Raw genomic sequence first — 20,451 nt, forward strand, 5'->3', positions numbered from 1 at the left:
TTGGCTTGCCTTGCGCGGACCGCCAAGTACAGGCAAAGTAGCCTGCATCATCCACACCGCGCGTGCAGCCCCCGCCCCCTCCGAGCAGGCCGTGCGCCGCGGACGCAAGGAGAACTGCCATGGCACTGCCCCACGCCCAATCCGGCCAGATCGTCAGTGTTCGCCCCCTGGGCGACCGCCTGCCCGAAGCCATCACCACCGCCATTCTCAAAGCCGGCCAGCTCGAGGTCATGCGCGTGGTGCTGCCCGTGGGCAAGTCCATGAAAGAACACCAGACTCCGGGCGAAGCCACGGTGCAGTGCATCGAAGGGGTGGTGGAGTTCATGAACGAAGGCGCCGTGCAGCAGTTGCACGCCGGCGACTTCGTGCACCTGGCGCCGCGCATGCTGCATGCGCTCAAGGCGGTGCAACCGGCCTCGCTGCTGGTCACCCTGTGCCTGCTGCCGGGCGAGCGCTGACAAGCATCTTGCACCGGCCCGCCGGTTCCGTCACACCGGGGGCTGCTGGTCAATTCAAGCTACAGGCGGAACACGCTCACCACCTCGGCCAGCCGCGCCGCCTGGTGCTTGAGGCTGTCGGCCGCCGCGGCGCTTTGCTCTACCAGCGCGGCGTTTTGCTGCGTGACCTGATCGAGCTGCGTCACCGCTTCGCCCACCTGGCTGATGCCGATGGTCTGCTCGCCCGTGGCGCTCGATATCTCGCCGATCAGATCGCTCACGCGTTTGACCTGGGTGACGATGTCTTCCATGCTCTGGCCCGCGTTGCTCACCAGCTGCGTTCCGTCATCGACCCTGGACACGCTGGCGTTGATCAGGGCCTTGATCTCCTTGGCAGCCTCGGCGCTGCGCCCGGCCAGGCTGCGCACCTCGCTGGCCACCACGGCAAAGCCACGGCCCTGCTCGCCCGCGCGGGCGGCCTCCACGGCGGCATTGAGCGCGAGGATGTTGGTCTGGAACGCAATGCCGTCGATCACCGCGATGATGTCGGTGATCTTGCGCGACGCGGCCGAAATGTCCTGCATGGTGGCCACCACCTGGCCCACCACTTCGCCGCCCTTGACGGCCGCAGCCGACGCGGTGCCCGCCAGCACCGCGGCGCGCTGCGCGGTGTCGGAGTTGTTCTTCACCGTGCTCGTGATCTCTTCCATAGACGCCGCGGTCTCCTCCAGGTTGGCCGCCTGCTCTTCGGTGCGCTGGCTCAGGTCCGCGTTGCCGGCCGCGATCTCGCTGGAGCCAATGGCAATGCTGTCGCTGCTGTGGCGCACGTCGCCCACGATGCGCACAAGCGACGCCTGCATGGTTTGCATCGCCTGCATCATCCGCGCCACTTCGCCCCGGCCCTGCGCATAAATGGGCTGCGACAGATCGCCCGCGCCGATGCGCTGGGCCACCGTGGCCACCTCGTTCAATGACCGGCGGATGCGCTGCACCACCACCACCGACAGCACCACCAGCAGCGCCAGCCCGGCCACGCCCGCCACCAGCACCGTGGTGCGGTATGAGCTGATCAGCGCGGCCGCTTCGCCGGCCTGCTCGGCCGAGCGCTGCACCTGGTAGGCCACCATCTTGTCGGCCACGGTGTTGTACTGGTTGAGCACCGGTGCAAACGTGGCCAGGGCGTAGCTCTTGGCCTGGGCCATGTCGCCCGCCTTCTTGAGGGCCAGGGACTTGTCGCGCGCTTCCAGATAGCTCGTGCGCACGGCGGCCAGTTCCTCCTGGATGCGCAGGCCTTCGGGACTTTTCTCCAGCTCGGTGTAGCGCTTTTGCACCGTGCTGGTGTCTGCCGTGGTGGCGGCCACCATGTCCTTGAAGTAGTTCTGCAGGTCGTCACCGTCGCTCTGCGCAATGGAGAACACGCGCGTGGAGTTGACCGCGATGTTGCTGCGCCAGCGCAGCGCCAGCTGCAGCCGTTCGACCTGCTCGGTCGCCAGTTGGTCGACGGTGCGGCCCAGGTGCTGCACCCGCACCAGGCTCAGCGCCAGGATGATCACCAGCGCCAGCACCGCCACCCCGACGATGAGGCTGATCTGCTGCGCGACGGTGAGCTGAGGGCCTTGGCCCGCGGAGTTGGTGTGCTGGCCCATCGTGGTATCCCCTGGTTGGCCGCGTTGTGTTCGCGGCTTGTGTTCATGATCGATCAATGATCTGTCTGCGCCGCAGGATTGGCAACGGGGACGACCGCCTCGTAAACCCTAAGAAATGCGGCCAATACACGAGCGCAAAGACGCGACAGTCCAGCACCCGCACCGCCTGGCCGGGCGCCATTCGGCGGCGATGTGCGGGCCGCTTCGGATCACGCCCTGCCGTCAGCCACGGCGCGGCATGTCCTACAGGCACCTCCCCCGCTTGCCTACGCCGGCGACGCGGTGCCGGGTGGATATTTCAGTCACAGGTCGAGTTGAGCAGCACCCGCTGAACAACTGCAAGGCCTGAATCCACACCACAAAGGACTCTTGCCATGAAAATCCGTCACATCCTCCTTGCGACCACCTGCACCGCGGCCCTTGCCCTGGGTGGTTGTGCCTCCAACCCCACCGATGCCCAAGTGGGTACCGGCGTCGGTGCCGTCGTAGGCGGCGTCGCAGGCAATGCCATCTTCGGCGGCCCTGTGGGAACCATTGGCGGTGCCGCAGCCGGCGCGCTGGTGGGCCACGAAATCGGTGAAGACCGCGACCAACGCCGTGGATATCGCCGTTAATTTGCATCACACCCACCATTGCCGCCCGCCTGGGCGACCGATGGCGGCGTAAAAAAACTCCTGGCGCTCGTACACCGAGCGTCAGGAGTTTTGCTTTGGGGGTGGCGTTGAAGGTGCTTCAGGCCGTCTTGGCCGCCCGCCCGGCGCGCCAGGCACCGAAGATCGCGATCAGCCCGGGGATGAAGATCATGGCCCAGATGATCTTGTCCAGGTTTTCCTTCACCCAGGCAAAGTTGCCGAAGAAGTAGCCCGCGGTGCAGATGCCCAGCACCCACAGCAGCGCGCCGCCCACATTGAAAGCCGTGAACTTGGCACGGTTCATCTCGGCCACACCCGCCACGAAGGGTGCGAAGGTGCGGATGAACGGCATGAAGCGCGCCAGGATGATCGTGATGCCGCCGTAGCGCTCGTAAAAATCATGCGCCTGGTTGAACGCACGGCGGTTGAACCAGCGCGAGTCTTCCCACTGGAAGACCTTGGGCCCGAAGTACCGACCGATCGAGTAGTTGCACTGGTCGCCCAGGATGGCTGCGGCGATCAGCACCACGCAGGCGATGGGCAGGCTCATGAGCCCCGCGCCGCACAGCGCCCCGACGATGAACAGCAGCGAGTCGCCCGGCAAGAACGGCATGACCACCACGCCGGTTTCCACGAACACGATGAGAAACAGCAGCGCGTACACCCACGGGCCGTACGCTTGCACGAACGCTTCGAGGTACTTGTCCACATGCAGGATGAAATCGATGAGAAAGGTGACAAGTTCCATGGGGCTGGTGTTGAAAAAAGCAGCCGGCATTATCCCCAGCCCGCCGGGGTGACCCGCAAAGCCCCTGCGCGAGCCCGGCCCTAAAATCCACCGGGTGAACGACACCACCGCCCCCCTCGCCACAGCCCTGCTGGCCAGCGCCCCCATCCCCCCACGCCGCCCCATCCGCGACCTGCCCGACGAGCTGATCAGCCAGATCGCGGCTGGCGAAGTGGTGGAGCGCCCCGCTTCCGTGGTGCGCGAGCTGGTGGACAACGCGCTCGATGCCGGCGCCACGCAGATCACCGTGCGGCTGTCCGCCGGCGGCGTGCGCCTGATCACCGTGGAAGACGACGGCGGCGGCATTCCGCACGAGGAGCTGCCTGTGGCGCTGCGCCGCCACGCCACCAGCAAGATCACCAACCTGAACGACCTGGAAACTGTGGCCACGATGGGCTTTCGGGGCGAGGCGCTGGCGGCCATCGCTTCGGTGTCCGAGATGTCCCTGCTCTCGCGACCTGCGGCGCAAGGCAACGCCTTTTTGCTGGACGCACGCAGCGGCGAACTGCGCCCTGCCGCCCGCAGCACGGGCACCACGGTGGAGGTCAAGGAGCTTTTCTTTTCGACCCCGGCGCGCCGCAAATTTCTCAAGACCGACGCCACCGAGCTTGCGCACTGCATCGAGTCCGTGCGCCGCCACGCGCTGGCCCGGCCCGATGTGGGATTTGCCATCTGGCACGAAGGCAAGTTGGTGGAGCAGTGGCGCGCGACCTTCGTGCCGGGCCAGGCCAGCGCCAGCGGCCTGCAGGACGCGCTGGCGCGGCGCCTGTCGGACGTGCTGGGCGAAGACTTCGTCGCGCAGTCGGTCGCCGTGCAGCACCGCGTGGGCCCGGTGGTCGTGACCGGCCGCGCCGGCCTGCCCGACGCCGCACGCTCGCGCGCCGACCACCAGTACTGCTACGTCAATGGCCGCTTCGTGCGCGACAAGGTGCTGACCCACGCCGCGCGCAGCGCGTACGAAGACGTGCTGCACGGCCACAAGCAGCCGGTGTATGCGCTGTATGTAGAGATCGACCCGGCGCGCGTGGATGTGAACGTGCACCCCACCAAGATCGAGGTGCGCTTTCGCGACAGCCGCGAGGTGCACCAGGCGGTGCGCCACGCGGTGGAAAACGCGCTGGCCGCACCACGCGCCGCAGCGCTGGCCGCGGCAGCCGCCGCAGCCTCTGCCGAGGGCGATGCGAGCCCTGCGGACGACAGCACTGCCGTTGTGACGTCAAAACAGGCGCTACCGCGCACCTGGCAAGCGCAATCCGCTATCAGATTTGAAGAACGTGGCCACCAGGTGGCCGACCTGCAGGCGCTGTGGGGCCCGCGCAAGGACCCTGCTGCGGCCAGCGCGCCAGGCGGCCAGGCCCTGTGGCAAGGCACGCAGGGGCCGCTGGGGCAGCCAGGACAGGACAGGCCCGCTGGCGAATCGGCCGAGGCACCGCCCTGGAGCTCTCCAGGTACCGCGTTCCCGCCGCCAGCCGCTGCACCACTCAGCGCCAATGCCACGGCAGGCAGCGCACCCACCGGCACCGGCCGAGACACCCCAGAGACCACCTGGCCCCTGGGCCGCGCCGTGGCACAGTTGCACGGCGTGTACATCCTGGCCGAGAACGCGCAGGGCATGATCATCGTGGACATGCACGCCGCGCACGAACGCATCGTGTACGAACGCCTCAAGTCCCAGGTGGACAGCGGCGCACGCATTGCCAGCCAGCCACTGCTGATCCCCGCCACCTTCGCCGCCACGGCCGAGGAAGTCGCCACCGCCGAAGAATCCACCGAGGTGCTGGCCCTGCTGGGCCTGGAGGTGGTGCCGTTCTCGCCCAAGACCCTGGCCGTGCGGGCCGTGCCCACCACGCTGGCCACCGCGTCGGGCTTTGGCGACCCGGTCGAGCTGGCCCGCAGCGTGCTGGCCGAACTGGCCGCGCACGACGCCACCACGGTGGTGCAGCGCGCCCGCAACGAGATCCTGGGCACCATGGCCTGCCACGGCGCGGTGCGGGCCAACCGCCGGCTCACCATCGACGAGATGAACGCGCTGCTGCGCCAGATGGAGACCACCGACCGCAGCGACCAGTGCAACCACGGCCGGCCCACGTGGCGGCAGTTGTCGATGAAGGAACTGGACGCGCTGTTCCTGCGCGGACGGTAGGTCCCTTCCCAGAACCACACTGCTGTTCCCCGCGCCATTCGCATAGCCAGAGTCTTCCAGCCAATGCATCCGTCCCACCACCGCCAGCCCCATCCCGCCATGTCCGCAGTGCCCGCCGTACTGGCAGCGCTCTGCATGGCCCTGCCCAGCGCCCACGCAGGGCGCCCGCTCACCGTGGACGATGCGGGTGTGGATGAGGTGGGCCAGGGCCACATCGAAGCCTGGTGGGAAGGCCAGCGCGGGCAGCGCGGCACCTTCTATGCAGCGCCGGCCTTCACCCCCATCGAAGGGCTGGAGCTGGGCGCCCTGCTGGCGCGCGACATGGGGGAGCGCCACACGCTGCAGGGGTTGCAGGCCAAGTGGCTGTGGAGCCCCGCGCAGACCGATGGTTGCAATGCCGCCAGCACGGCGGGCATCACCCACCGCAGACAGCCCGGGGGCCACAGCGGGGGCAGCATGGTGGCGCTGAACCTCATCGGCACCTGCGCCGCACCGTGGGGCGTGGCCAACGCCAACCTGGGCACCCAGCGCGAACGCGGCCAGTCCTGGCGCGGCACCTGGGGCGTGTCCCTGGAGCACAGCTGGGGCGCCATCACGCCGCACGTGGAGGCCTTCGGCGTCCAGCACAGTGCGCCGGTGTTTCAGGCGGGAGCGCGGTGGGAATGGGCACCCGGTCGACAGCTGGATGCCACGGTGGGCCGCCAACAGGGTCGCACGCTGCTGAGCGTCGGGTTCGCAGTGGGCTTCTGACGGGCGCGCCGGACAGGCCCCTGGGGTCCACCTTTGGCTACCGTTAAGCCGCGGGCCGCCGTTTGGCGGCAGAATCGCCCGCCCTGCTGGAATGGAAGCGCCCGCCATGATCCCCCTCGACCCCCACTTCATTGCACAGACCACCCCCACGGGCGAGGCCATTGCGCGCGCCGTGGAAGCCGGCTGGCCCCTGGGCCCTGTGGCGCACTGCGTGCTGCTGCGGCGCGGGCTCAACCAGGTGTATGAACTGCGGTTCAAGAGCGGCCTGCACACCGTTGCGCGGCTGTGCGCCGACAGGCCGCGCGGTGAGCCCAATATCGCGTACGAGACCGCGTTGCTCACACACCTGCAGACGCAAGGCATTCCGGTAGCAGCACCACTGCCCACGGCAGGCGGCGCATTCCATGTGCCCCTGGCTCTGCCCGAGGGCCCGCGCCCGCTGCTGCTTTTCGCCTTCCTGCCTGGCGAGCCGCCGGGCGAATCGCTGGCGGACCTCGAAGCCACTGGCGAAAGCCTGGCCCGGCTTCACCGCGCAGCCGAGAGCTATGACGGGCCGCCGAGCCTGTACGCACTGGACCTGCCGATGCTGCTGGACACGTCGCTGCATCGCATGCTGACCGCGCCGACCATGGAAGCAGCGCTGGGGCAGGAATTCGCGGCACTCGCCGACGACCTGCGTGCACGCTTCGCAGCATGGCCTGCCCTCTCGCGTGTGCACTGCCACGGCGATTGCCATGGCAGCAACAACTTCATGGCCCATGGTGCCGAAAAGTCGGAGGACAAACGTGTTGCTGCGTTCTTCGATTTCGACGACGCAGGCCCCGGGCTGCTGGCGTACGAGCTGGGCGTGTATCTGTGGTCCATCCTGCCGCGCAGTGCAGACACCCCCGCCACCCCGACTGTATTGGAGCGATGGCACCGCTACCTGGCTGGCTACACCAGCGTGCGCGCCGTTCCTGGAGCCGACCTTGCAGCCATCGGCCACTGCCTGGCGCTGCGGCATTTCTGGATCATGGGCGAATACGCCGGCCGCATCCCTGTATGGGGCACGCAGGCCATGCCCACGCACTGGCTGCGCAAGCAGCCTGCGCTCATGCGGGCGTGGATGGATCTACCCATCGCTGACCCATTGGGGGCTCAATCGGCACCGCATTGACGTGTGTGGCGGCTACGCTGCGACTTGTTGAAAGGGCACCTGTTGAAGGTCTCAAGGGCCAGCGAATCTGCAACCAGCACTGGCCTGCATTGCTGGATCGCAGACCGCGTAGAACCACTGCACACGGTCTTCCATGTCACGCAGCTGAGGGTTACATCTTGGTTCATTTGCAGGTAGCGAACAAGGAACGCGCCGCTCAGGGCGGTTACTCAGTGGGAAGGGTGGCGCCAGTCCACCGATCAAATCCCACTGAGGTACCTGCATGACCGATGACTCCGCCGCTTTTCAGAACTTGATGGCCCAGGTGGGCCCCACGCTGGAGCTGGCCCGCGTTACCGCGTACGCCGACGACAATGCATGGAGCCTGGTGTTTGACGATGACGCCGGCCGCACCATCGATGCGGAATGGAATGCGTCCACTGAGAGCGTGGTGCTCACCGCCGAAGTGACAACCGTGCCAACGGCCGCCAGGGCACGCGCCTTTGAGGTGCTGCTGCAATACAACTATCTCTGGAGCGAGCACGGCGGCGTGCGCACCGCACTGGCGAACGCCTCGGGAGACGTGGTGCTACTGTTCGACCTCCCGCTGGCTGGGCTCGATCTGCCCCGGCTTTGTGAGGTGTTGACCAACCTGAACGCCATAGCAGCCAGTTGTCGCACCGTTTTGGCGACGGTGGCCGAGGCATCAGGAGGTGCCGACGGCCTGGGCAGAGGTGGCGACTTCGGCGGCACTCCTGAACAAGGCAATAGCGCCTTCTCTCCCCTGATGATCCGCGTCTGAGCTTAGGAATACGCTCATGCCCACCATTCAAAACACCGCAGGGCTGTCTGTGGCGGCCATCGCCCACCAACTCTCCGCCAGTCCGACATCCCAGCAGGAATTGCGCTCCAAAGGCACAGACCTGTACGTCAAGAAAAGCAGCGCCGGTTTCACCAAAGAACAAAGCCGCACCGACCATCGCAACAATGCACTCGCGCTCGTGAAGACGGCTGTTCAGCAGGACCTGGGACTGACGCCGTTACAAACCGGGGCGTTTCTGCAGAAGGTGGTGGGGACGCCCGTCGCACCCACGCAAATCACAGCGGGAAACTTGCGACATTTGGCCAACGCCGTGGATATCGCCACCCGTATCGGACCGCACAATGGCGAGCCGGCTTCCGAGCGCGCCGTCGCCGCCGAACTAATGGTGCGCGGCGGCTTGCCAGAGGCGACCGCCACCAACATTGTGAACAGGCTGGGCAGCCAAGCCACGCGCGACATTTTCACTGCGTTGACTCGCGGCGACATGGCTGCGCTGGGTGCCCACGTCAACGGCCTGCCCAATGATCAGCACACAGTGGATAGCCTGCTGGCGATCGAAGCCGCGTTGATTGCCAAGGCCGACACGAACGATATCTCACGACCCGCCATCACCCCGCCCTGCCACAAAATCCTCTATACCAAGCGCACGGAGGCACTGGAGACGGTGATCCAGGGCAAGCTGGGGGCCAGTGCCGATGTGCGCCTGACAGCCACCCTGGGCCGGCTTCCGCAGGGCGAGTACTGGCGCCTGATGATGGACGGTAGGCACCAGACCGACGGTAACAAGCATTTCTTCGACCGATCCAAAGGCTACATGGGCTCGATGATGGCCGGCCTCAACCACATCGTCGACCCCGTGGGCGCACCCTTGACGCCGGACTATCTCCAGCGGCTGCATACCGTGTCCACGACCAGTGTCACGAAAGAGATGCGCACGGACGACGGTATTCCGTTGGGCAGCAACATGTTCCAGCTTGCAGGGGTCGTCAAGCAGGCGCCGAACGTGTGGGGCGTTTGTTCGTCATTCACACCAGACGGCATGAATGAACTGCGAGCCATCCGGCAGGACCTTCAAGCGCATCTGCCGCATGGGTCGCCGGAGTTCTTCAGCGATGCCACCGCCAAGGCCGACAACAGCCGTGCTGACGTGCAGGCGTGGCGGGCAGGCAACCCCCACGACGCGGATCTGCCCGGGACTGTGCGCGCACTGGTGCAGTACGCCACCGACCGCGGCAACCTCGACATTGCCGCAGCCACCACCGAAGACGGCAAGCTGGGAGCCATCATTGACACCTGCCGCCGGTTGGGCAGCATTCATCCTTTTGAGGACGCCAACGGCCGCCTCATGATGTTTCTGGTACTCAACAAACTCCTGGTGGACAACGGTTTGAGCCCGACCATTCTGCAGGACCAGGGCTTGATGATCGGCAAGTCACGCGATGAGCTCATCGTTCTCATCAAGGCAGGACAGGCAAACGTCGGCACCATGCTGCACTGAGGTACCCGGACAGCAGCCCGGGTGCCTGGTTTCAGCTCTTGCTTTTAGTTGTCCCGCGCCGCCTTGGCCGCGTCAGGGAAGTCGCTGAACACGCCGTCCACCCCCAGGTTGTAGAAGAGCTTGTACTCGGCCTTGGGGTCGCCCTTGAAGTCCGATGCCAGGCGCTTGGCTTCGCTGCGGAAGGTGTACGGGTGGACCATGAGGCCCACGGCATGGGCGTTCTTCACCACGTCAGTGGGCGCCATCATCACGCGGTCGCGCTCGTCGATCACGCCGTCGCCGTTGAGGTCGTCGGGCTTGCCGTCCTTGTTGGCGTCCACCTGCTTGGAAGGAATGAGGTACGGCTTCCAGGGGCCGATGCCGTCGGCGTAGGTCTTGACTTCCTTGAGACCATCGGCGGTCAGCAGGCTGGCAAAGGTGCGCTTGTCGCCGGCCACGGCAAAGTCGTAGGGCTTGTCGTAGGGGGCGGTCAGGTCCATGCTGCCGTCGGCGTTCACGTCGTTCGCGTCCACCAGTTGCACCAGGCGGATCTGGGTCTTGGTGCGCAGGTACTTGAGGTTCGATACCTCGAACGATTGCACGATGACGGGCGACGCCTTGGTGGTGTAGCCGTACTTGGCCAGGATGGCGAGCAGGCGGTCTTCCAGCGGCAGGCCCAGGTTGACGTGGTAGGTGGGGTGCTTGGTCTCGAGGTACACGCCGACGGTGCGGCCCGCCTTGGTGCCTTCGTTCTTGGCCAGGTCCAGCACTTCTTCCAGCGTGGGGATCTGGAATTTGCCGTTGAACGACGGGTCGCGGTCGGACAGCGGCTGGATGGCGCGCAGCGTCTTGATCTCGGCCAGGGTGAAGTCGGACACGAACCAGCCCTCTTCCTGCACGCCGTCCACCATTTTCTTGGTCTTGCGGTTGGCGAACTCGGCGCGGGTGGACACATCGGTGGTGCCGGTGATGTTGGGTTCGTGGCGGGCCACGAGCACGCCGTCCTTCGTGGCCACCAGGTCGGGCTCGATGAAGTCGGCGCCCATCTCGATGGCGCGCTTGTAGCCTTCGAGCGTGTGGTCAGGCAGGTACCCAGCCGCGCCGCGGTGGCCGATGACCAGGGGGCGGTCGCCGTTCAGCGTGGGATACGGGCTGTCGTTGTCGCCACCACAAGCCGCCAGCGTGGCCAGCAAGGCCACCGCACCCAACTTCGCACCAGAAATGTGCATGCTCTTCTCCTCGTTGTGTTTAGAACCGCCGAACTGTGGGCTGACCTTGTGACAAGGCCGTGACGCCCTTCCCGCCAACCGATGACGGCGTTTTGCCGCCCACCAGACGCACCAATATGTGGCATTTCACCATCCACATTCCCCACCATTGTGCAGAGACATCCGCATGAACGTATAACTTTTGAACATAATGTCGTGTTGCAGTGCGCTCTTGCCTGCCTTTTTGCTTCAGAAAGTCTTGAGAACATGAAATACGAGTCCGCAGACAGCTTCCTTTCTCACGTGGCCCACCGCAATCCGGGTCAGCCCGAATTTCTGCAGGCTGTCACGGAGGTCATGGAGAGCCTGTGGCCGTTCATCGCCCAGCACCCCCGCTATGCCGAGCACGGCCTGCTGGAGCGGCTGGTGGAGCCCGAGCGCACCGTCATGTTCCGCGTGTCGTGGGTGGACGACCATGGCAAGGTGCAGGTCAACCGCGGCTACCGCATCCAGCACAGCATGGCCATCGGGCCGTACAAGGGCGGCATGCGCTTTCACCCGTCGGTGAACCTGTCGGTGCTCAAGTTCCTGGCGTTCGAGCAGACCTTCAAGAACGCGCTGACCACGCTGCCCATGGGCGGCGGCAAGGGCGGCTCGGACTTCGACCCCAAGGGCAAGAGTGCCGGTGAAGTGATGCGCTTTTGCCAGGCGTTTGTGACGGAACTGTTCCGCCACGTGGGTGCCGACACCGACGTGCCGGCCGGCGACATCGGCGTGGGCGGCCGCGAGGTGGGCTTCATGGCCGGCATGATGAAAAAGCTCTCCAACCGAGCGGACTGCGTGTTCACCGGCAAGGGCCTGTCGTTCGGCGGCTCGCTGATCCGCCCCGAAGCCACCGGCTACGGCACGGTGTACTTCGCGCAGGAGATGCTCAAGCAGCAGGGCCGCGCGTTCGACGGCTTGCGCGTGTCGGTATCGGGCTCGGGCAACGTGGCGCAGTACGCGGTGGAAAAGGCCCTGGAGCTGGGCGCCAAGGTGATCACCGTGTCCGACTCCAGCGGCACGGTCATCGACGAAGAAGGCTTTACCACCGAGAAGCTCGCCATCCTGATGGATGTGAAGAACCACCACTACGGCCGCGTGAGCGACTATGCAAAACGCACCGGCGTGAAGTTCGAAGCCGGCGTGCGCCCCTGGCACGTCCCGGTGGATGTGGCCCTGCCCTGTGCCACCCAGAACGAGCTGGACGCCAAGGACGCGGCCACCCTCATCCAGAACGGCGTCGTTTGCGTGGCCGAAGGCGCCAACATGCCCTCCACCATCGACGCCGCCAAGGCCTTCGAGGCGGCGGGCGTGCTGTACGCCCCCGGCAAGGCGAGCAATGCCGGCGGCGTGGCCACATCGGGCCTGGAGATGAGCCAGAACGCAGCCCGCCTGTCCTGGCCGCGCGAAGAGGTCGATGCGCGCCTGCTGCAGATCATGCAGGGCATCCACGCCGCCTGCCTGCGCTACGGCCAACACGCCGACGGCCGCGTGAGCTATGTGGACGGCGCCAACATCGCCGGGTTCGTGAAGGTGGCGGACGCGATGCTGGCGCAGGGCGTGGTGTAACCACAAGCCGGCCCCAGCCTGGGGCACAAAGCGGTGAAAAGAAGGGGAGTTGCAGGGCATTTGGCGGTCTCTCCTGGGAGATAGGCACAAACCCTGCTTGCCGTGTCAGAACTTTCCGACACGATGGCACTCAGTCCTTCTCATGAAACGCACCCCCCTCCTGATCTCCCTGGCGCTGGCCATTGCCGTCTCGGCGGGCTGCGCCACCCTCGATGCCAAGCAGCGCGAGTGGATTTTCCAGCCCAGTGACCGCAGCTGGGGTGGCTCGCAGTCCACCGACGACATGGCGGATGTCTGGATCGACTTCCGCTCAAACGACAGTGGCAAGGCCGAACGGCTGCACGGCCTGTGGCTGCCCAACGACCGGGCGGATGCTCCAGTGCTGCTGTATCTGCACGGCGCACGCTGGAACGTGGCGGGGTCGTCCGGCCGCATCCGGCGCATGCAGGAGCTGGGCTTTTCGGTACTGGCCATCGACTACCGCGGGTTTGGCCGCAGCAGCGCGGGCCTGCCGTCCGAAGCCACCGCGGCAGAGGACGCACGGGCGGCCTGGGACTGGCTGGCCCAGCACCAGCCGGGCAAGCCCCGCTACATCTTCGGCCACTCGCTGGGCGGCGCCATCGCCATCGACCTGGCGCGCCAGGTCGACGATGAGCAAGGCACCATCGTCGAAGGCACTTTCACCAGCATTCCGGAGGTGGTCAGCACCTTCAAATGGGGCTGGCTGCCGGTGTCGGCCTTGATCACGCAGCGTTTCGAATCCGTGCGCAAGGTGTCCGAGATCGGATCGCCCTTGCTGGTGGTGCACGGCAGCGACGACAGCCTGATCCTGCCCAGCCTGGGCCGCAAGCTGTACGAGGCCGCCCACGAGCCCAAGCAGTTCGTGCTGGTGGAGGGTGGCTCGCACCACAACACCAATTCGGTGGGGCAGAGCCTGTACCGCGAGGCGATGGTGTCGCTGTTCAAGCTGAAGTAAAGGGGTGCTGAGGACCGGCAGCTTTCATCCGCGCTTCTCACCGAGCCCCGCAATGCACTCTGGCCGAGCGCGTCGAATCATTCTTGGGTCGAGCTCTCATTGTCTGCACCCTGCATCATCCACCATGCGGGAGGTGCCGTCAGCACAATCAACACCCCGAAGCCCGCTACGGTTTCCCACAGCTGGTCATAGTACGCAGCCGTCGGCACTCCATCTGCGATGAGAACCGTGTGTCCAATCGTCCAGCCGTAAGCCATTGACTCCCACTGCCACCATATATATACGCCTGCAAGTGCGGCATAACACATAAGCACGGTCAACCAGAACGGCCACCTTCGGCCGCGCCTGACAGCATATAAATCGGCAACACCAGCGCAAGCCAAAAGGGGATGGACAAACTCAGTGCCATCACAAGCAGCGGAACCCCAGCCATCCCTGCCCCTGCAAGAGCCAACGACAAAACAACCGCTGCCCCCAGAAGACAAAAATAAATCAGTGATTTTTTCACAATAACCGTTGCGAAAAGCCTACCACTGATCTGAGCTCCGATGCTTGAATACCATTATCTTCACTTTTTTCGATGCTTGACGAGAGTTCATGATCGTTTATATTTGAGGTAATCTTTCAAACCGGAAACAGGGATTTTCCGTCGCAAATGAACGTTGTGGCTTGCGACTACAAGCAATCAATTTTCAATGCCGAATTTGAAGTTGAATCTCGACTAGCATGCCAAACCAACGGTTGTAACGGTAAGGTCTGCGCCAAAGCTCGATCTGGTACCCTCAGACAGATATGTCTGCCCCTTCTGCCACCGCCGTGCCCACGGCTTCCAACGCCACGGTTGCGCCCGGCCTGGCCATCCTGGTGCTGGCCCTGCTGCTCAGCATCCAGCCCGTCACCACCGACCTGTACCTGCCCGCCCTGCCCGCGCTCACCCGCAGCCTGGGCGCGCCGATGGCGTCGGCCCAGCTCACGCTCAGCGGTCTGCTGCTGGCGTTCGGTTGTTCACAGATGGTGTGGGGCCCGTTGTCGGACCGCTTCGGCCGGCGCCCCATCCTGCTGGCGGGCCTGGCGATCTATACGGTGGCATCGCTGGGCAGCGCGTTGGCGCCCAGCATGGCGCTGCTGATCCTGTGGCGCATTGCCCAAGGCGCTGCGATGGGTGCGGTGGTGATGTGCGCCCGCGCCATCGTGCGCGACCTGTACACGCCGCTCGATGGAGCGCGCGCCATGTCCAAGGCGCTCACGGGGCTGGGCATCGTGGCCTGCATCTGCGCGCCCATGGGCGGGCTGCTCAGCGAATGGCTGGGCTGGCGCGCCGCGCTGATGGCGCTCACGGTGTATGCGGTCGTCACGCTGGCCCTGGTGGCGCTGCGCATGCCCGAGACACTGGCGCGGCGCAACCCCCAGGCCCTGCAGCCGCGTGTGCTGCTGGGCACCTGGCTGCAGGTGCTGCGCCACCCCACATTCTGGGCGTTCTCGCTGCAGACCACGGCCACCTACGCCGGCTTGTTCACCTTTCTGGCGGCGTCGTCGTTCGTGTACATCGACGTGCTGGGCCTCAGCCGCACGCAGTACGGCTGGACCATGGCGTCGGCCTGTCTGGCCTACTTCGGGGGCACCTTCCTATGCCGCAGCCTGCTGGCCCGATGCGGTCTGCAGCGCACGGTGGCCATCGCGGGGGCGCTGAGCATCAGCGGCGGCACGCTGATGGCGCTGGTGGCCCACCTGGGCTGGCACCAGCCCTGGGCGCTGACGCTGCCCTTCTACCTCTTCATGCTGGGCCACGGCATCCATCAGCCCTGCGGGCAAAGCGGCGCCGTGGGCCCGTTTCCGCAGGCGGCGGGGGTGGCGTCGGCCCTCAACGGCTTCATGATGATGCTGGCCGCGTTTGCCATTGGCGGCTGGCTGGGTGCGCGCCTGGACGGCACGGTGTGGCCCCTGGTCAACGGCATCTGGTTCTGGTCCACCGTGCTGGCCGTGATCTCCTGGACGCTGGTGCAAAAATTTGGAGCCCGCGCGTGACCAGGCCCCCGCAGCAGACCCACCACCTGCCCGCCATTGCTCTGGCGGGCCCCACCGCATCCGGCAAGACCGCGGGCGCCCTGGCGCTGGCCGCCGTGCTGGGCCAGCAAGGCGTGCCGGTGGAGATCATCAGCGTGGACTCGGCCCTGGTGTACCGGGGCATGGACATCGGCACCGCCAAGCCCACGCCCGAAGAGCGCGCGGCCGTGCCCCACCACCTCATCGACATCCGCGACCCGCTGCAGGCCTACAGCGCGGCCGAATTCGTGCAGGACGCCACGCGGCTCATGGCCGATATCCGCACGCGCGGCGCACTGCCGCTGCTGGTGGGCGGCACCATGCTGTACTTCAAAGCGCTGTTCGATGGCATCGACGACATGCCCGCCGCCGACCCCGCCGTGCGCGCGCGGATCGAAGCCCAAGCCGCCGAGCTGGGCTGGCCCGCGCTGCATGCAGAACTGGCGGTGATAGACCCCGTCACGGCCGCACGCCTGGCGCCTGGAGACAGCCAGCGCATTCAGCGAGCGCTGGAGGTATGGCACGTGTCCGGCCAGCCACTGTCGAGCTTTCACACTACAAAAAAAGGAGCTGGCAGCGCCCTGCCAGCGGGCGGCAGCGCCCTTTTTTCCTTGGAACCCGATGACCGGGCCTGGCTGCACGGCCGCATCGCCCAGCGCTTTGACGCCATGCTCACTGGCGGCCTTGTCGAAGAAGTGCAGGCCCTGCGCGCGCGCGGCGACCTGCACCCGGACCTGCCCTCGATGCGCTGCGTGGGCTACCGCCAGGTGTGGGATGAGCTCGACTTTCAGGCCGCCCGCACACCGGGCGCCCCGGGCACGCCACCCAACCTCGCCCACCTGCGCGAGCGCGGCATCGCCGCCACGCGCCAGCTTGCCAAGCGCCAGATCACCTGGTTGCGCAGCATGCCGCATCGCCAGGCCATTGCCTGCGATACGCCGGACGCGGTGTCTACCCTGGTGCAGGCGGTGCTGCAGCGGCTGGACCTGCGCGCACCATGACGCAGCCCGCAGCAGCACACGCGGCACAGGGCACGGGCTCGCCATCGGCCAGCCCCACTCCTGCCGGGCTGCGCGTAAAACAGCTGGGCAAGCACTACGGCGATGCCGCGGTGTTCGCCCAGGTGAGCTTCACCGTCGCGCCGGGCGAGTTCGTGGCCATCGTGGGCGACTCGGGCGTGGGCAAGTCCACGCTGCTCAACTGCCTGGCGGGCCTGGACACCTGGGACACCGGCCGCATCACCCATGGCAGCACGGACCTGGGGCCGCTCGACGACACGCAGCGCGCGCTGTGGCGGCGCGCGAACGTGGGCTTCGTCTTTCAGGCCTTCCACGTGTTGCCGCACCTGGACGTGGCGCAGAACGTGGCCCTGCCGCTGATGCTGCTGGGCCGGTCTGACCCTGCGCGCATCGGACGCATGCTGGATGCCGTGGGCCTGGCCGACCTGGGCGGCCGACTGCCGCAGCAGCTCAGCGGCGGGCAGCTGCAGCGCGTGGCCATCGCCCGTGCGCTGGTCCACCGCCCTGCCCTGCTGCTGGCCGACGAGCCCACCGGCAACCTCGACCCCACCACCGCAGCGCGCGTGATGGACCTGCTGCTGGCGCAGACGCGCGAGCACGGTGCATCGCTGGTGCTGGTGACGCATTCGGATGCCGCGGCAGCGCGTGCGGACCGGGTGCTGCACCTGACATCGCGCGGAATCGCGGCGCGCTAGCCGCAGCCATGCTCGCCCTGCTTCGCACCTTCTCCTGGCAGGAACTGCGCCACCACCCCTGGCGCAGCGCCGCGGCCGTGGCGGCGGTGATGCTGGGCGTGGCGCTGGGGTTTGCGGTGCATGTGATCAACGCGTCGGCGCTGGACGAGTTTGCGCAGGCCGTGCGCTCCGTCAACGGCCAGCCCGACCTGGAACTGCGCGCTGCGCAAGGCGCGCTGCCCGAATCGCTCTACGCCACCGTGGCCGCGCACCCCCAGGTGGCGCTGGCCAGTCCGTGGCTGGAGCTGACGGCCCAGGCCAGCACTGCGGCCGCCGCCGACGCCGAGGCCGCGCCGCCTGGTGCGCGTGTGGCCTTGCGCGTGGTGGGCGTGGACGCGCTCGTCGTGCCCGCCATGGCACCTTCGCTCATGCCCCGCGCCTTCGACGCCGCCGAGCGCCTGGCCATGCTGGCGCCGGGGCAGGTGTTCCTCAACGCCTCGGCGCTGCAGGCGCTGCGGCTGACCGGCGACGGCACCGGCCCGTTGGCCGAGCTGCGCCTGCAGTCCGGCCTGCAGGCCCACGCCGTGCGCGTGGCCGGCACCGTGGCCGCCGGGGGCGCACCGCTGGCGGTGATGGACATCGGCGCGGCGCAGGACCTGTTCGGGCGCGGCGGGCAGCTCAGCCGCATCGACCTGCAACTGCGCCCTGGCGCCGTGCGCGCCGCTGTGGAACGCGAACTGCAGGCGCTGCCCGCCTGGCCGCGCGGCGTGCGCATGAGCGAGCCCGGCGATGCCGCGCAGCGCGTGAGCAACCTGTCGCGCGCCTACCGCGTCAACCTCACCGTATTGGCGCTGGTGGCACTGTTCACGGGCGCATTTCTGGTCTTCTCCGTGCTTGCGCTCAGCGTGGCGCAACGCGCACCGCAGTTCGCCCTGCTGGCCGTTCTGGGCGCTACACCCCGCCAGCGCCTGGCCCTGGTGCTGATGGAGTCGACAGCGCTCGGGCTGCTGGGCAGTGCGGCCGGCATTGGCCTGGGCACGGGCCTGGCGGCGCTGGCGCTGCAGGTGCTGGGTGGCGACCTGGGCGGCGGCTACTTCGCTGGCGTACAGCCCGGCTTGCAGTGGAGCGCAACCGCCGCGGCGGTCTATGGCGCCCTGGGTGTGGCCGCTGCGCTGGTGGGGGGCTGGTGGCCTGCGCGCCAGGCCCAGCGCCTGGCGCCCGCGCAAACGCTCAAGGGCCTGGGCACCCACGGCGGGCGCCAGCGCGGTGGTGCCATCGGTATCGTCTTGATAGCTGCCAGCGCTTTGCTGGCAAGCGCTCCACCGGTTTTTGGCATTCCACTGGCCGCCTACGTCGCCGTGGGCATGCTGCTGGTGGGCGGCATTGCGCTGCTGCCCTGGGCCGTGCAAGCGCTGCTGCAAGCGGCGCAGCCGCTGGCGGCGCGGCATGGCACTGCATCGTCGCCGCTGCCCCTACTGGCCGTGGAACGCGCACGCCGCATGCACGGAACGGCCGCCGTCGCCGTGGGCGGTGTGGTCGCATCGCTCAGCCTGGCCGTGGCACTGACGGTGATGGTGGCGAGCTTTCGCGGCTCGGTCGTCCAGTGGCTGGACGCCGTGCTGCCCGCACCGTTGTATGTGCGCCTGGCAGGCAACGCGGCCGCAGACGATGCCGCGGCCTTCCCCGCCGGTTTTGCCGACCGCGTGGCGCAACTGCCCGGCGTGGAGCGTGTGCAAACCCTGCGCACCAGCAGCCTGCTGCTCGACCCGGCCCGCCCCGCCGTGGCGCTGATCGCCAGGCCCCTGGCGGCCGACCCCGCGCAGGCCCTGCCCCTGGTCGGCAACCCCGTGCCCGTGCCACCCGGCCGCGTGGGCGTGTACGTGAGCGAGGCGGTGGGCGAGCTGTACGGCGTGCGCCCCGGCGCCGACTGGCCTGCGCTGTCCGATTCTTTCGGGCTGCTGGCGCCCTCAGGGCAAGCGCAGGCAGCTACGTTTTTTGTAGCAGGCGTGTGGCGCGACTATGTGCGGCAGTTCGGTGCCGTGGCGATGGACAGCGCGGACTTCGTCCGGCTCACGGGTGACGCCCGCACCAGCGACCTGGCGCTGTGGCCCCGCGCGGGCGCTGACGAGGCCGCGCTGCGCGATGCCGTCGCCGCACTGGTCCACTCTGCCACGCCCGGGGCCGAGGCAGGCGGCACGGCGGCAGGGGCAGGCCCGCTCGAATTCACATCCGCCGCCAGCATCCGCGCGCGGTCTCTCGGCATCTTCGACCGCAGCTTCGCGGTCACCTACTGGCTGCAGGCCGTGGCCATCGGCATCGGATTGTTCGGCGTGGCCGCCAGCTTCAGCGCCCAGGTGCTGGCCCGCCGCAAGGAGTTCGGCCTGCTGGCCCACCTGGGCCTTACCCGCAGGCAGATCCTCACGGTGGTGGCGGGCGAAGGCGCGGCATGGACGGCGGTCGGCGCAGCAGCGGGCACCGGGCTGGGTCTCGCGGTGTCGGTGGTGCTGGTGCATGTGGTCAACCCGCAGAGCTTTCACTGGACCATGGAGCTGCAGGTGCCGGTGGCTCGGCTGCTGGCACTGGCCGCCGCGGTGGTGGCGGCAGGCACGGTCACGGCATGGCTGGCTGGGCGCGCTGCCGCGGGGCGGGATGCGGTGATGGCGGTGAAGGAAGATTGGTAGCCGCCAATCCAAACAACACCGCCTGTACCAAGTCCGGCCAGGTCCGGCCAAGTCGCTGGTCAGGTCGCCTCACGCAGACTCGTTAAGTCAAAGCACGCCATTGCTTTTGCGGCCTCTATAACAACGCCAAAGCCCGAAAAAAAGCCCACTCCCACACCTACCAAATGCCTGGGTAAGAGTTGTGTGAAGACGCAAGCAAGCGCGCTTCGCGACCGGTTTTGCGACCCCTCCCCACCTATCATGCGCGGCGATTTTCGCGGCCCTTTTGGGGCCCGCAACTACAACAATCCGAGGGAAGAAAAAATGGGCCAGCAGCCATGACCCGCCGCGTCAAGATCCAAACCCCGCTGGGCGAACAACTGCAGTTTCGCAAACTCGACGGCACAGAGGCGCTGAGCGAGCTGTACTC

17 protein-coding genes are annotated in these 20,451 nt (G+C 67.0%); 13 read left to right on the forward strand and 4 right to left on the reverse strand.

All coding sequences use genetic code 11. From position 1 onward, the window contains the following. Positions 1 to 119 precede the first annotated feature (119 nt). Entirely contained in the window at positions 120 to 458 is a 339-nt protein-coding gene (locus ACIGHN_RS22860) for a cupin domain-containing protein (protein ID WP_396506276.1), read from the forward strand. Between the two features lie 59 nt (positions 459 to 517). Here the strand turns inward: ACIGHN_RS22860 and ACIGHN_RS22865 are convergent, their stop codons facing one another. Next, positions 518 to 2,083: a methyl-accepting chemotaxis protein gene (locus tag ACIGHN_RS22865; protein WP_396506278.1), complete on the reverse strand. Its 1,566-nt coding sequence runs from the start codon at positions 2,081 to 2,083 to the stop codon at positions 518 to 520. Positions 2,084 to 2,457: 374 nt separating this feature from the next. Between ACIGHN_RS22865 and ACIGHN_RS22870 the strand changes: the two genes are divergently transcribed. Beyond that, a complete protein-coding gene (locus ACIGHN_RS22870) occupies positions 2,458 to 2,697 on the forward strand; it encodes a glycine zipper 2TM domain-containing protein (protein WP_082486172.1) in 240 nt (79 codons plus the stop codon). Between the two features lie 118 nt (positions 2,698 to 2,815). On the opposite strand, the gene ACIGHN_RS22875 is transcribed toward ACIGHN_RS22870, so the two are convergent. Then, the gene (locus ACIGHN_RS22875; protein ID WP_056411949.1) at positions 2,816 to 3,463 is read right to left on the reverse strand and encodes a DedA family protein; all 648 of its coding nucleotides are present in this window, start codon (positions 3,461 to 3,463) and stop codon (positions 2,816 to 2,818) included. A 94-nt stretch (positions 3,464 to 3,557) separates the two neighbouring features. Here ACIGHN_RS22875 and mutL point away from each other — a divergent pair, with 94 nt between their 5' ends. The 5 genes from mutL to ACIGHN_RS22900 all read left to right on the forward strand — a co-directional run bounded on the left by mutL (position 3,558) and on the right by ACIGHN_RS22900 (position 9,851). Continuing rightward, positions 3,558 to 5,645 (forward strand): DNA mismatch repair endonuclease MutL, encoded by a 2,088-nt coding sequence (gene mutL / locus ACIGHN_RS22880; RefSeq protein WP_396506281.1) that lies wholly within the window; start codon positions 3,558 to 3,560, stop codon positions 5,643 to 5,645. A gap of 99 nt (positions 5,646 to 5,744) precedes the next feature. Further along, positions 5,745 to 6,395 carry a hypothetical protein gene (locus tag ACIGHN_RS22885; RefSeq protein ID WP_235503902.1) on the forward strand — a complete coding sequence of 217 codons (651 nt, stop codon included), beginning with the start codon at positions 5,745 to 5,747 and terminating at the stop codon, positions 6,393 to 6,395. A gap of 106 nt (positions 6,396 to 6,501) precedes the next feature. Then, on the forward strand, positions 6,502 to 7,551 hold the full coding sequence (locus ACIGHN_RS22890) for a phosphotransferase enzyme family protein (protein ID WP_396506283.1): 1,050 nt from the start codon (positions 6,502 to 6,504) through the stop codon (positions 7,549 to 7,551). Positions 7,552 to 7,813: 262 nt separating this feature from the next. After that, positions 7,814 to 8,332, forward strand: a complete 519-nt coding sequence (locus tag ACIGHN_RS22895; protein WP_396506285.1) for a type III secretion system chaperone — start codon at positions 7,814 to 7,816, stop codon at positions 8,330 to 8,332. A gap of 16 nt (positions 8,333 to 8,348) precedes the next feature. Further along, positions 8,349 to 9,851 carry a hypothetical protein gene (locus tag ACIGHN_RS22900; protein WP_396506287.1) on the forward strand — a complete coding sequence of 501 codons (1,503 nt, stop codon included), beginning with the start codon at positions 8,349 to 8,351 and terminating at the stop codon, positions 9,849 to 9,851. Positions 9,852 to 9,895: 44 nt separating this feature from the next. Here the strand turns inward: ACIGHN_RS22900 and ACIGHN_RS22905 are convergent, their stop codons facing one another. Then, a complete protein-coding gene (locus ACIGHN_RS22905) occupies positions 9,896 to 11,059 on the reverse strand; it encodes a glycerophosphodiester phosphodiesterase (RefSeq protein WP_396506289.1) in 1,164 nt (387 codons plus the stop codon). Positions 11,060 to 11,305: 246 nt separating this feature from the next. Between ACIGHN_RS22905 and gdhA the strand changes: the two genes are divergently transcribed. Beyond that, positions 11,306 to 12,649: an NADP-specific glutamate dehydrogenase gene (gene gdhA / locus ACIGHN_RS22910; protein ID WP_396506290.1), complete on the forward strand. Its 1,344-nt coding sequence runs from the start codon at positions 11,306 to 11,308 to the stop codon at positions 12,647 to 12,649. A gap of 142 nt (positions 12,650 to 12,791) precedes the next feature. Further along, positions 12,792 to 13,625 (forward strand): alpha/beta hydrolase, encoded by an 834-nt coding sequence (locus ACIGHN_RS22915; RefSeq protein ID WP_396506292.1) that lies wholly within the window; start codon positions 12,792 to 12,794, stop codon positions 13,623 to 13,625. Positions 13,626 to 13,941: 316 nt separating this feature from the next. Here ACIGHN_RS22915 and ACIGHN_RS22920 read toward each other — a convergent pair whose 3' ends face one another. Next, a complete protein-coding gene (locus ACIGHN_RS22920; protein ID WP_396506294.1) occupies positions 13,942 to 14,133 on the reverse strand; it encodes a hypothetical protein in 192 nt (63 codons plus the stop codon). A 284-nt stretch (positions 14,134 to 14,417) separates the two neighbouring features. On the opposite strand from ACIGHN_RS22920, the gene ACIGHN_RS22925 reads away from it, so the two are divergent. From ACIGHN_RS22925 to ACIGHN_RS22940, 4 genes are read left to right on the forward strand one after another with little or no spacing between them, the layout of a single operon-like run. Then, a complete protein-coding gene (locus ACIGHN_RS22925) occupies positions 14,418 to 15,650 on the forward strand; it encodes a multidrug effflux MFS transporter (protein WP_396506296.1) in 1,233 nt (410 codons plus the stop codon). Further along, complete coding sequence (gene miaA / locus ACIGHN_RS22930; protein ID WP_396506298.1) at positions 15,647 to 16,669, forward strand: tRNA (adenosine(37)-N6)-dimethylallyltransferase MiaA; 1,023 nt, start codon at positions 15,647 to 15,649, stop codon at positions 16,667 to 16,669. Before ACIGHN_RS22925 ends, miaA begins: the two co-directional genes overlap by 4 nt. After that, positions 16,666 to 17,382, forward strand: a complete 717-nt coding sequence (locus ACIGHN_RS22935; protein WP_396506300.1) for an ABC transporter ATP-binding protein — start codon at positions 16,666 to 16,668, stop codon at positions 17,380 to 17,382. The genes miaA and ACIGHN_RS22935 overlap by 4 nt, the downstream gene beginning before the upstream one ends. An 8-nt stretch (positions 17,383 to 17,390) precedes the next feature. Then, a complete protein-coding gene (locus tag ACIGHN_RS22940) occupies positions 17,391 to 20,042 on the forward strand; it encodes an FtsX-like permease family protein (protein WP_396506301.1) in 2,652 nt (883 codons plus the stop codon). Positions 20,043 to 20,451: the final 409 nt, after the last annotated feature.

Source organism: Acidovorax sp. NPDC077693, from assembly GCF_044542805.1.
GTDB lineage: Bacteria > Pseudomonadota > Gammaproteobacteria > Burkholderiales > Burkholderiaceae_C > Acidovorax.

Coding starts and splice junctions, on each gene's coding strand:
- ACIGHN_RS22860 (WP_396506276.1), top strand. CDS start 120: ATGGCACTGCCCCACGCCCAATCCGGCCAGATCGTCAGTGTTCGCCCC.
- ACIGHN_RS22865 (WP_396506278.1), bottom strand. CDS start 2,083: ATGGGCCAGCACACCAACTCCGCGGGCCAAGGCCCTCAGCTCACCGTC.
- ACIGHN_RS22870 (WP_082486172.1), top strand. CDS start 2,458: ATGAAAATCCGTCACATCCTCCTTGCGACCACCTGCACCGCGGCCCTT.
- ACIGHN_RS22875 (WP_056411949.1), bottom strand. CDS start 3,463: ATGGAACTTGTCACCTTTCTCATCGATTTCATCCTGCATGTGGACAAG.
- ACIGHN_RS22885 (WP_235503902.1), top strand. CDS start 5,745: ATGTCCGCAGTGCCCGCCGTACTGGCAGCGCTCTGCATGGCCCTGCCC.
- ACIGHN_RS22890 (WP_396506283.1), top strand. CDS start 6,502: ATGATCCCCCTCGACCCCCACTTCATTGCACAGACCACCCCCACGGGC.
- ACIGHN_RS22895 (WP_396506285.1), top strand. CDS start 7,814: ATGACCGATGACTCCGCCGCTTTTCAGAACTTGATGGCCCAGGTGGGC.
- ACIGHN_RS22900 (WP_396506287.1), top strand. CDS start 8,349: ATGCCCACCATTCAAAACACCGCAGGGCTGTCTGTGGCGGCCATCGCC.
- ACIGHN_RS22905 (WP_396506289.1), bottom strand. CDS start 11,059: ATGCACATTTCTGGTGCGAAGTTGGGTGCGGTGGCCTTGCTGGCCACG.
- gdhA (WP_396506290.1), top strand. CDS start 11,306: ATGAAATACGAGTCCGCAGACAGCTTCCTTTCTCACGTGGCCCACCGC.
- ACIGHN_RS22915 (WP_396506292.1), top strand. CDS start 12,792: ATGAAACGCACCCCCCTCCTGATCTCCCTGGCGCTGGCCATTGCCGTC.
- ACIGHN_RS22925 (WP_396506296.1), top strand. CDS start 14,418: ATGTCTGCCCCTTCTGCCACCGCCGTGCCCACGGCTTCCAACGCCACG.
- ACIGHN_RS22935 (WP_396506300.1), top strand. CDS start 16,666: ATGACGCAGCCCGCAGCAGCACACGCGGCACAGGGCACGGGCTCGCCA.
- ACIGHN_RS22940 (WP_396506301.1), top strand. CDS start 17,391: ATGCTCGCCCTGCTTCGCACCTTCTCCTGGCAGGAACTGCGCCACCAC.